An 11,922-nucleotide genomic window follows, 5' to 3' on the forward strand; every position below is an offset into this window, starting at 1 on the left:
ACGGCTCACGAGCTCCACCCCATTGGAGGCCACCCGAACGCTCAAACCCCATGGAGCCGGCTTGAGCGTATCCACCCCAAGCCATTGCCCCCCGGTGCCGCGAACCACCGGAGGAGTCCCGCTGCTGATCTAGCGGTGGTTCACGTCCCAGGGATGGAAGGACGGCCCTCCCCTGGTCCCCAGGCGTCTCCCTTGCGGACGTTGCAGATCCAGTGAGCAGCTTGAAGGTTCGTTAGCACGTGTTCGCCGGCCAGCGAGACCGGCTTGATGTGGTCGAGGGTCGCTGACCACGGATCAGGCCATTCCCTGGCTGGATCGATCGCCGCATGGCACAACTGGCAGACCCACTGGTCGCGCTCATGAACATCGAGCGGATCGACCTGGTCGGCGTCGGCATTGAGAATCCCATGAGCGCGCATGCGGGCCTGGTAGCTGTTACGAGCCCTGGTGGAGCGCTGTTGCTTCTCGGAGCGGGCGGTGTAGGCGGGTGTCCAGAGTTTCGGAGTGGGTTCGGTAACGCAAACCCAAGCCGTCCAGTCGTAGATCTTACCGCTTCCGTCTACGTCACGGATAATCTCTCTCTGCCAGAACCACTGTTGCCCATAGTCATCCCTAAAAGACTGTTGTTGGGCAAGGGATTGCTCTTGGCCCGGCACGCTCGTCCACCACAGAGCCCCGTCCGTGTAGGCGAGGAGAGCACCAGTCTGCTCGTGGACGGCGAGAATCGGCTCCGCGTCGCCTTCTGAATTGGCGCGCACCAGACTCACGAGCCAGCTTGCGCCGAGGGCCGAGGCGGTGGCGTAGGTCGTGATCGAGCCGTGTCGCTCGACGACATCGCCCGGAACGGGGCTCAACCCGTAGAACTCGTAGGGGAAGTCGGCATCAGCGTCTCTGGTGTGAAAGATCATTGGGGCCGGTCCCGCTGGAAGCGGGCGTAGTGCTCTGCATCCGCAGAAGCACGGTTTCCTAGGTCCGGGATGGAGCCGAGATCGATTTCGCCGCGCCGAATTTTGCTTGCCGTGCGGCGCTTAAGAGTCCCATTGCATCGGTTGGAGCACACGTGACGGTCTCGGTAAGACCATGGTGCCCCCGCGGGGATGGGCTCGGCGCAGATCCTACATGGCTCCCCTCCGGTGGCACGTTCGGCGGCGGCGAGGATGGGGCTCCAATAAGAATCGCCATGCACCTTGCGCGTCCTGGCCGGATCAGGGACGGGCGGAGTCCCCGCCGTGAGCGTCGGCTTTGGGCGGCGTACCTTCGGCGCGGCCTTCGGACGTTCGGCCCGCCTCTTCTTGACGGCGGCAGCACGGCAGGGCTCGGAGCAGTACTTCTGGGTGCGTGGACGCCATCCATCCAGCGTCGTGCCGCAAATCGCGCACAGGCGCACCGCTGGACTCGAAGTAGCATCGTCGGTGTCGTTCGTGGCCAAGGCGATTCCCAAATTTATGCTTTGTCGGGGCCGAGGTTGTAAGCGCATTGCCCGATGGGCGCCGCCCTGTCCGCACCAGCTTTCGGCTCGGTCAGGAAAGCCTCATCAGTCCATGCCCGTAGTATACTCCGTGTTCACGCGCGAGGATCATCGTCGCGGATTCGGCTACTTTTGTTTCCTTTCTTGCTCAAGCGCTTGCGAATATGTGCGGGTAGTCGTTTGCGGAGTTCCTTCGGGAGTTTTGTGCGGATTTGATCCAGGGCCCTCATCTCCAGTTGTCGGATACGTTCACGGCTCACGCCGTAGTCGCGGCCGATCTGCTCGAGGGTTTCGGGTTCGCTGCCGTTGAGCCCTAGGCGTCGACGGAGGATGTCGGCTTCTTTCTCAGAAAGAATTTTCAACCATTCTTCCACAGCCTCTTTGGATATTACTTCTTTCAGGAATTCTTCGGGGCCCGGTGTGGGGTCGGAGAGGAACAGGAGGTCGCCCAAGTGGACCCCGTCTCCGATGATTCGGTCCAAGGAGTCGGTGACCTTGCTCAACGCGCGCACTTCGTCGACCGTCCGCACGTCCAGGCCGGTGGCGAGCGCCACATCCACGGCGGTGGCGGGTTTGCCGTCGCGACGCAGTGCTGACTCCGCCCTCGCCACCTTCCGCATTCTTTCGTGCATATGAACGGGGATGCGGATGGCTGCGCCCTCGTCGGCGATCGCCCGGGTGATCGACTGCTTGATCCACCAGGTGGCATAGGTGGAGAACTTGGTGCCCTGTGCGACATCGAACTTTCGGACGGCCCGGAGGAGACCCAGCACACCGTGCTGGAAGAGATCTTCCTCTTCCAGACCTTGGCCAAGGTATCCCGCGACGATGCTGTAGACGAGCCGCGTGTTGTGGAGAACGAAGGTGTCGCGGGCAACCCGGCGGATGTCGCCAACGGGCAGCGCCAACAGGTCCTCGTCGGTCGGCTCCACGCCCATCTGGTCGACACCGCCGCGCAGGAGGATGCACAGACCGACCTCCTCGGCAGCGGTGAGCAGACGCCTGCCGGGATCGGCCCGGAACCTGTCGTCTTTGATGAGGCGTTGCGCCGCTGCGACGGCGCTGGAGAGGCCGTATGCCGAGTCGGGGAGGTCGGGAACCGGGTCGGGTTCGTTTTGGGGTGTTGTGGCCGGTTCTGGTCGCGCTAGGGTCGGCTCCTCCTCCTCGAGAACGGTGATTCCCGAGTACCTCGCGTGCTCGGGAAGCGATGCGATCTCCCTAGCGTTCAGGCCGGCCAGTCTTCCGAAACGTGTCAGCTGCTCGCGTGTCACTCGACCTGCGGGAATGTACTGGAGCGTCAAGGCCAGCGCGTGCTCTGACCGGTGAGTTGCCGCCGTCATCGCGGGGCTGGGGGTGAGGACTCGAAGCCCCATCTCGGCTAGTGCCTCGATGGCACGCTCGCGGGCCTCTTGCGTCAAACCCAGAGGCCGGGTGGCATCCTCGAAGGCCGCAGCCGGCACGACGCCGTTCACGGCGCTGCTCTTGAGCTGGCGTAGAACACGTGCCACCTGCCGGTAGCGGCCGGGCTCATCCTGTTCTGCGGACAGCGAGTCGACGGTCATGGCTACGACGTTGCCATAACCCACTGACATTCGTGACAACCGAGTTAACGAGCCGGGCGTCTGTGTATGTGGGTAAGGTCAGCGTCCGGTTGTCTGGACGGCGTCGGAGGGGGGCGGATGTTGGCGCGTGAAGAGTTGCTGCGGTATCTCCGTCGGGAGCTGATCGGGCCGGTCGGAGGGGGCGATGAGCTGATTGAGGAACCGCCCAACCGGCGCTATCTGATGGGGACGCTCTACCCGCAGGACACCGACCGGGAGCAGAGCCTGGCTCGGGGTGCCGAGGAGATCGAGCCGGCCATCGCTCCGGAGGAGGCGTCCGAGGAGACGCGCTTCGCGGATGATCCGGTCCCGGACGCCAACGCCTGGTTGCCTGCCTCGGTCGGCCTCTCTCTCTACACCGACGCTGAAGAGCTGATGCTGGTCTGCAAGGCCGCTCGCTACGAGACCCGGCGGGGCAAGGTCAGGAAATGGCAGCGCATCCCGCTCGAGTCCTTCGAAGAAGTCCTCAAGGCCGGTACAGCCGAGAGGGACATCTGGGGCGGCCGTGCGCAGTTGCGTCTCCGGTGGCGTTCGTTCGCGGGCAAGCGGCTGGTGACGGTCGCCCTGGTCAACGCGAAGAGGGCCGCGAAAGATCACGGGTCCCAGTGGGATGACATGCTCTTCCAGGTTTCGCTGGAGGTCAGACCGGTGGGCGGCGCACTGCTGCAGTACCCGAGCATCCGGCTGACCAGCCGTGACCTGGAGGAGCAGGAACTGCGCCTGCAGTACCGGCACGTAGTGACCCGCGGCATAGGCCACAGCTGTGCGGTGGACGAGATCGTTGAGGGCGGCCGTACGGTCGGGCTCCGGACCCAGATGATGCCTGAGGCCGAGGTACCTGCGATCAAGCCCGCTGGGCCGTCCGGGCTGAAGGTTCTGAAGCTCGCTCACCTGTCCGATCCGCAGGTGGCGAAGTCTCAGCTCCGGTCCGAGATCATGGACTTCATCGGCGGCTACCGGGACTGGTGCCGGGCGCAACGCAAGATCGATGTTCCTCCGTGGGCGCGGAAGGCGGCTGAACGCATCCTTGACCGGCTGGACACGGCTGTCCGCAGGATGGAACTCGGGGCGGAGGCGCTCTTCAGCGACTCCTCCGGCCAAGCTCTCCGCGCCTTTCGGCTGGCCAACCGGGCGATGGCGCTGCAGATGCGGCATTCGCAGCAGGACTTGGCAGGCCGGCGCCGTCCCCGTTCCGAGCCCGTCCTGGTGAATCCAGGGCCTTCGCCGGACGCAGCATGGCACCCGTTTCAGCTCGGGTTCTTCTTGCTGTCGGTCTGTGGGCTTATCGACGAGTCCCACCCAGACCGCAAGGTAGTGGACCTGATCTGGTTCCCGACGGGTGGCGGCAAGACGGAGGCGTACCTCTTCTTGGCAGCCTTCGAGATGGTCTTGCGCAGGCTGCGACACGGAGACGATGGTGGAGGCACCGCCGTGCTCAGCCGCTACACGCTGAGCCTGCTGACGACGCAGCAGTTCCAGCGCGCCGCGACAACCATCTGCGCTCTGGAGTACCTCCGCTCGAGGGAGGAGCCGGCGATCCCGGGCGGCCCGTTCAGTATCGGGCTGTGGGTCGGGGGCGGCACCACCCCCAACAGGTACGCCAAGGCGCACGAGCTGTTCCGGGAACAGCGCGAGGCCGCCAGGCCGAAAGACGTCTTCATCCTGGACCGCTGCCCTTGGTGCGGCACGCAAGTGATGCCCACCGCGAAGTCCCCTGACATAAGCGACTACGGAGTGCGGACGACCGAGACGTCCTTCCGTTTCCTGTGCCCCAGGGACGAATGCCACTTCCATGAGCGGTTGCCCGTGGCGGTGGTCGACGAGCATCTTTATGCAGACCCGCCGACGTTCGTTCTAGGGACCGTGGACAAGTTCGCCCGGCTGGCCTGGGAACCCGATGCCGGACGGCTGTTCGGAGGTGAGCACCGGGGAGGCGCTCGCGAGTACCTGCCTCCATCACTGGTGATCCAGGACGAGCTGCACCTGCTCAGCGGCCCTCTGGGCACCACAGTGGGCCTCTACGAGGCGGCCGTGCTCGAACTGTGTTCCTGGCATCGGGCCCGCGGGCCGAAGATCGTCGCGTCCACCGCCACGATCCGGCGGGCGAGCGAGCAGATCCGCGGGCTCTACGGCCGCGAGGTCCAGCTGTTCCCTTCGGCGGGTCTGGATGCCCGCTACTCGTATTTCGCCGAACCTGATCTGACTGTCCCCGGGCGCAAGTACGTCGGCGTCATGGCGCAGGGCCACACAGCGGGTCGCGCGACGGCAGTGACCGCGGCCGCCATGCTGCAGGCTCCCATGGAGCTTCCCGAAGAGCACCGTGACGACTACTGGACGCTGGTCGCCTATCACCACAGCATGCGGGAACTCGGCCGGACGCGAACTGCGGCCGGTGACGAGATACCGGCGCACTTGCGCGGCCTCGGCTCCCCGGAACGCCGTCGGGAACTGGCCGAACGCCAGGTTGAGGAACTGTCCAGCAACCTCGACAGATCTGAGCAGCCCAAACTGCTCGATCGCCTTGAGCTGAGCTTCGAACATCCCGACAGCGTTTCGATGGTCGTGTGCACCAATATGCTGTCGGTCGGCGTGGACGTGAAGCGCCTAGCACTGATGCTGATGCTCGGCCAGCCGAAGGCCAACGCCGAATACATCCAGGCGAGCAGCCGAGTCGGACGTCATGGTGTCCCAGGGCTCGTGGTCACCTTCCTCAACGCGACCAGGTCTCGCGATCGGTCGCACTACGAAACGTTCTCCACCTTCCACCAGGCGCTCTATCAGCATGTCGAACCGACCAGTGTGACTCCGTGGTCGATACCGTCCCGCCAACGGGCACTGCACGCCGCACTCGTGATCCTCGTCCGGCACGGCTTCGGCCTGTCCGCGGACGACCAGGCTGGTGAGGTCCTCCACCACGCTGACGCTCTGACCGAGGCCGCATCCCGGTTGGCCCGTTGGGCGGCTGCGGCCGACCAGTCCGCGGAGGTCGAGGCGAAAGCCGACCTGGACGAGCTCCGCCGGGCTTGGCTCGACGCCGCCGAACAGGCGAGGCGGGCAGGCAAGCGCCTCTACTACAAGCCGGCCGGCAGGGCGCAGGCGAGTCTGCTCAAGCATTACGACCGTCCCGGCGGCATGTGGGAGGCGCAGCACTCCATGCGGAACGTCGACCGCGAATGCCAGGTGATCGTAAAAGGAGCCGCAGAATGAGCGTCCGCAAGCTGCGTGTCCGGCAGGCGCAGACGGTAGTTCCCTTCGGAGTGGGTGCGGTGTTCGACGTCCAAGGCGAGTCGTTCGTCGCGGCCGGAATCAGCGACTGGCCGCCGCCGCGGAGACTGGAACAAATTCATGCGCCTCGGCTCGAACGGAAGTTGAGGGTCACGGGCCTGTGGACGCCGTTGCAGGCTCCGGTCGCCGACCACGACGTGCCCGACGCGTCCGGGCCGGCATTCATCCGTTTCCCGGCCTGGCTCTTCTGCGGCTCGTGCCGCCGGATGACGCACTGGCGGATCCAGGATGAGAAGTTCGGACACCCGCCTTACTGCAGTTTCTGCAGCCCGCGGCACAGACTCACCCCGATGCGGTTCGTTCAGATCTGCGAGGCCGGACACCTCGGGGACGTCGATTGGTGGTACTGGGCGCACTCCGGGCTTACGCCGGTGGAGCGCGACAGATGCCCGGGACCGACGGCGCTGAGTTTCGAAGCCCAGGAGAACGCCACCGGCCTTGAGGCCCTGACGGTGCGTTGCCGGCATGAGGAATGCAAAGGAGCCCGGAGAGACTTGCTCGACATTCTCGGGACGAAGAAGATGCGCTGCTGCGGGCGCAACCCCTGGGAGCGGTTCCATGAGCGGACGGAGTGCGAGGAGCAGATCCAGATCGTCCAGCGGACCGCAGGCAACGTCTACTACCCCGTTGTCCATTCGGCACTGGACATTCCAGCCCCTCCCGCGGCCCCCGCAGCCGATGACGAGATCTCGCAGCAGGTCCGGGAGCACGGTTTCTTCGCGGCGCTGTGCCAGTCGCCCGACACCGCAGGATCAGAAGAACTCGCCAAGATCATCGCGGAGGCGGTCGGTGCCGACCCGTCACTGGTCAGACGGCTCGTGGAGGAGGAAACCGGGCAGGCTACCGGCTCCGAGACCGCCCCGGCCGAGCACGGTGCGGACTTGAGCTGGGGCGAATGGGCCGCCTTCACCGCGACCAACCCTGTTCACAGCACCCATTTCAAGACTCGCGAGGTCGGCTTGGGCTCGTCACAAGAGCCGCCGTGGAGTGAGCTGGAGGCGAAGATCTCGAGGGTCGTGGTGGCGGAACGGATCCGGGAGGTTCGTGCACTCCAGGGCTTCAGCAGGGTCTCCCCCGATAGCCGGATGATTCCGGTTGACCCCTCGGGGCGCCGGCGCTGGCTTCCCGCTGTTGAGGTGTTCGGCGAAGGGATCTTCCTGACGCTCGACGAGGAACTGCTCGAGCGCTGGGAGGCGCATCCCGAGGTGCGTGCGCGCACCGCGGGATTGCAGGCGGATCTGGCGAAGTCGTTCCAGCGGGACCGATTCGAAGGCTTCACCGGTCCCCGGATGCTGCCCCGGCTGCCCCTGCTGCACACTTTGGGACATCTTCTCGTCCGGCAGCTGTCGTTCGAGTCGGGATACAGCGCCGCATCGCTGCGTGAGCGGGTGTACGCGCGTTCCGCCGAGGGCGCCGGCGGCCATCAGTACGGGCTGCTGATCTATACCGCCTCCGGCGACGCGGAAGGCACGCTAGGAGGCCTGGCGCGCCAGGGTGAACCCGACATGCTTCCCGAACTACTTCTGCGGCTTCTGGAACAGGCCGCCTGGTGCTCGGCCGACCCGCTGTGCTCGGAGCACGGCGGCCAGGGGTACGGCAACCTGAACCGGGCCGCGTGCCATGCCTGCGCTCTCACCCCGGAGACCAGCTGCGAGGTCGGCAACGTCCTGCTCGACCGGGTGATGGTGGTCGGCGGGTCAGGCGTTCCAGGGTTCTTCGAATCCGTTGTCCAGTCCGCCCGGGAAGAGGCGGCGCACCAGGTCGGTGTGTGGTGACCATCGGCTATCTCGACCTCGCCGCCGAGCAGCGCGCCGTCCTGGACCGGCTCACCGCACCTGGCCATCACCTCGTCAGCGGACCGCCCGGGTCGGGCAAGAGCCTGCTCGCGGTCCGCCATGCCGCCGCACTGCATATCGCCGGCCGCCCGGTAACACTGATCGCGTATTCGAAGCTGCTCGGACAGCATCTGGAGGCCGATGGCGCCCAGCTTGGTGAGTCTTTGCCGATCAAGACCTTCCACGCCTGGGTGCACGCCTGGTACCGGGAGACCACAGCCTCTCCGCTCGGCGGTGCCAGGATCGGTGCCTTCGACTGGACCCTGCTGATGTCCGCTGCGCTGCGGGACACTGCACGCCGAGGCCATGTTCTCGTTATCGACGAAGCTCAGGACCTTCCGAAGGAGTTCTTCGCCCTATGCAGAGTCCTCGGGATGGAAGTCGTTGCTTTCGCCGACGAGTATCAGCGAATCACTCAAACACAGAGCACGCTGGACGAGATCGAGGAGGCCCTAGGCAACTGCGATCGATTGGAGATCAGCCTTAACCTGAGAAACTCGCGCCCGGTCGCAGAACTTGCCCGTCACTTCTACCCGGACCTGTACCCTCCACCGCTGCCGCTCCGCGACGGGCCGACTCCGGTGCTGCTGTGGCGTCCGGAAGCACGTCGCCCATTCGCGCGCTGGCTTGCCGGCTATGCCGCCGACAACCCCACATACAAGATCGGGGTTGTCGTCAAGCGGGGCCAGGAGCAAAAAGGCTTGCTGGCTGAGGTCGAGCGAGCGCGCCCCGGGTTGCGGCCTCAGATTTATGTGAGTGCAGCTGCAGATGAGCGGTACAGGAAGGTCGATTCGAACCGACCCGGTATCCGGCTGGTGAACCGAGCGAGCGTCAAGGGTTTGGAGTTCGACACCGTGATCGTGCCGGATACTCATCTGGATGCGGGGGATCCATCCAGAGCAGAGTTGAAGATGCTGTACTACGTGCTCGCAACGAGGGCGCGCAGCGAACTCTACTTCTGCTATTCGGGTGACCAAGAACCATGGTTGTTCCGCGACATACCGCACCGAGCCCTGGTCCGGAGGATGATGCCGGGGTAAGCGGAGAGAAGCTACCGGAAACCTCTACAGGAACTGGCACCGCTGGTGCAGGCGATTCACGACCTCACAGCCGCATCAACTACCGCAGCACCCAGGAGATCTTGACTTGGTCGTCCGCCATCATGACCGGCGAGAAGATCGACGACCTGGGCGAAGGCTTCGACATCCTGGACGGCTACAGGTCCAGGCTTCGCGGCCGGAATCCGGCCTGGCGTCGGCGTCGAGCCAGGCCGGCGAGCTGGACCGCCTCGCCGAAAAGATTCGTCCTGGCTGGACGCAGGAGTCGATCCGTCGGACATCGCGGTGGCAACCTGCTTCCACGACCTCGGTACTCGGGCGAGACAGCGACTCCTGGACGACGACATTCCCGCCGTCGCTCTCACGGACGGGCCGGACGCCTCCGAACCGGGCGTACGCGTCGCCACGATGCACGTAATGAAGGGCTTGGAATTCCGCTGCGTCGCCCTCATCGGTGTCAACGAACGCGGCCACCCGTTCGACGCCGCCATCACCGCGGCCGACGTCGACCGCATCCAGCACGAGATCGACATGCTCAGCGAACGCTCCCTGCTGTTTGTCGCCTGCACCCGCGCCCGCGAAGACCTCTACATCTCCTGGCGCACCACCCCAAGCCCCCTCCTCCCCCTATGACCACCTCACCGGAGCTGAACGTCAAGCGACGCTTCCTCCATCGGGGTGCGTCCCGACCATCCACTGTGCCGGTGTTGCAGCGACGGGTCAGCTTGTTCATCCCATATGCCTTCCCGCCACTACGGCGGCATCGCTGAGGTCGGCAGCAGGCTGCAGATTCAATGGGGCTGTGGTGCGGGAGCGTCCGCTCTCGCCGCATGGCCGGGGACTACCCCTATTCGGCCAACGTGCAGACCGTTATCGACGCCGACACCGCATGTTCGTGGTGGTCTGCTTAGAGCACCGATCCCGATGGAGATGGGACGCCGTCGCGGAGGGATCACTAGGTGGGTCGGAGCTGGAGCGCTTGCTCCGGCCATTAGCCCCAGATCTTCGCCGTCGGCCCCGGCCAGACCTTCTCCATCTGCTCGGCCAGCCAACGTCCCCGTTCTTCGATGCGGTCCTCGTCCCAGTCCGTGTACGCCTGGAGACGCGCGTTGAGCTGTAGCTTGCTGTGCTTGCCCAGTTCGGCGCGCTTCACTTGCCAGGCACTGTTGCTCAGCGCCGGATTCAGGTGCTTGGTGACAAGGGTGAGATTGCCGATCCGGTTCACCGACTGCTGCCGGCGCTCCTCGGCGCGCATCCGGGCGGCTGGGTCATCGATCTTGACCGACCACGACTTATGCCACTCCTGAGGCAGGATGTGCTCTATCTCCAGCGAGGTGTAGTCGACGGTGATGTTCTCGCTCTTCGGGGATTCGCTTTGCAGCGACCGGTCGATGGCACCGAGCAGGATCCGTAGGCGGTCCTGTCCCAAGCCTCCAGATCCGTAATAGCGGTTTTCCATGAAGGCCTGGGTGAGGTCTTCGAATCTCGGCCACCCGTAGCCGCTCCGCTTGCGGAGTGCCTCGATGACCGCCTGTCCTGGGTGTTCGCTCGCCGCCTTGGCTTCCTTGAGCACGTCGACGAAGATCTGCCCGTAGGCACGGGTCTGGTACTTCGCCGCCATCCTGCGGATGACGAAAGACTCGATCGCGAGCACCGCACGCTCGCGTTCAGCCGGCGGTAGGTGATCCGCCGGCTGGACCAGGAGCCACAACATCAGCGGCATCACCGCAGTGATGTTCAGCCGTTCGATCAGCTTGAACGCCTCCGACTCTCGAGGGCTCGCACCTCGGCGCCGGTTGTTGAACGCCTCGTACGCGTCGGCGTACTGGTTCAGGGTGGACAGCGCGTCACGCGGATCGGCCTTGCTGTCGTCGAGCCACCGGCGGAATTCTCCGTACAGGCGACCCACATTGATCGACCTACCGCGCTGCGCGATCAGCCAGTCACCGAGCAGCCAGTCCTGGCGGGCACGCTGGGCATGTCCTGTACCGACCGATTCGAGCCACCAGGCGCTGTCATCGTCAAAGCGTTTCCACAGCGACTCGTACAAGCCCTCGGAGTCGTGGTCCTGCTTCTCGGCGCGCATGAACAGGAGGTTCTTGACCAGGTCGGTCGCCGAGAGGGGCGTGTTCCGGGCGTTGAGCGCCTCAAAGATCACCTGTGCGTCGTCCACGTCTTCAAGGTCGATGACGACGATCTTCATCAGCCCCAGAAGCGCGGCGACGAGCAGCGATGCCCTCGCGTCCGGTCCCCCATCGGGGGTGTACGGGTCCTCGGGAACGCTGTCGTCCGCCAAGAAGTCCATGGCGTTCTGCCTGAAGAAGCCGCGGGCATCGGCGAACTTCGACTCATCCGCAGATGGGGGCTTCGCGCCCATCGCCAGCCTGAACTGGTCTTCCTCTGCCCGGCGAGGAGCGAGCTTCAAGATCTCGTCTTCTCTGACGACCTCGACGTCGTTCATGACGAGCCGGCGGACCTGCGCCTTGGTTTTATTTGAGACTTCGACCTCCTCCAGGGCATCGAGCACCCCTCGGAGCAGGAGCTGCAAAGTCGTCAAACGCTGCTGGCCATCGACCACTAAGCCTCGATCCACCGGGTGATTGCTGTTCAGGTTGCGGAAACGACAAAAGGGATGCCCCGTGGCCTGCGATGATGGGCTTGTCTAAGGTCCAGCA

7 protein-coding genes are annotated in these 11,922 nt (G+C 64.9%); 4 read left to right on the forward strand and 3 right to left on the reverse strand.

Annotation, left to right across the window (positions count from 1 at the left end):
- Positions 1-140: 140 nt before the first annotated feature.
- Both ABTW95_RS19075 and ABTW95_RS19080 read right to left on the reverse strand, forming a co-directional pair.
- Positions 141-908, reverse strand: a complete 768-nt coding sequence (locus ABTW95_RS19075) for an HNH endonuclease (RefSeq protein ID WP_500226946.1) — start codon at positions 906-908, stop codon at positions 141-143.
- A gap of 655 nt (positions 909-1,563) precedes the next feature.
- Positions 1,564-3,030 carry a sigma-70 family RNA polymerase sigma factor gene (locus ABTW95_RS19080; protein ID WP_500226947.1) on the reverse strand — a complete coding sequence of 489 codons (1,467 nt, stop codon included), beginning with the start codon at positions 3,028-3,030 and terminating at the stop codon, positions 1,564-1,566.
- Positions 3,031-3,147: 117 nt separating this feature from the next.
- On the opposite strand from ABTW95_RS19080, the gene ABTW95_RS19085 reads away from it, so the two are divergent.
- The 4 genes from ABTW95_RS19085 to ABTW95_RS19100 all read left to right on the forward strand — a co-directional run bounded on the left by ABTW95_RS19085 (position 3,148) and on the right by ABTW95_RS19100 (position 9,880).
- Positions 3,148-6,276, forward strand: coding sequence for a helicase-related protein (locus ABTW95_RS19085; RefSeq protein WP_500226948.1), 3,129 nt, complete (start codon positions 3,148-3,150; stop codon positions 6,274-6,276).
- Entirely contained in the window at positions 6,273-8,129 is a 1,857-nt protein-coding gene (drmB, locus tag ABTW95_RS19090) for a DrmB family protein (protein ID WP_500226949.1), read from the forward strand. Before ABTW95_RS19085 ends, drmB begins: the two co-directional genes overlap by 4 nt.
- Entirely contained in the window at positions 8,126-9,229 is a 1,104-nt protein-coding gene (locus ABTW95_RS19095) for an AAA family ATPase (RefSeq protein ID WP_500226950.1), read from the forward strand. The genes drmB and ABTW95_RS19095 overlap by 4 nt, the downstream gene beginning before the upstream one ends.
- Before the next feature lie 435 nt (positions 9,230-9,664).
- Complete coding sequence (locus ABTW95_RS19100) at positions 9,665-9,880, forward strand: 3'-5' exonuclease (protein ID WP_500226951.1); 216 nt, start codon at positions 9,665-9,667, stop codon at positions 9,878-9,880.
- Positions 9,881-10,238: 358 nt separating this feature from the next.
- Here ABTW95_RS19100 and ABTW95_RS19105 read toward each other — a convergent pair whose 3' ends face one another.
- On the reverse strand, positions 10,239-11,825 hold the full coding sequence (locus ABTW95_RS19105; RefSeq protein ID WP_500226952.1) for a GmrSD restriction endonuclease domain-containing protein: 1,587 nt from the start codon (positions 11,823-11,825) through the stop codon (positions 10,239-10,241).
- Positions 11,826-11,922: the final 97 nt, after the last annotated feature.

The organism is Spirillospora sp. NPDC127506, from assembly GCF_040302145.1.
GTDB lineage: Bacteria > Actinomycetota > Actinomycetes > Streptosporangiales > Streptosporangiaceae > Spirillospora.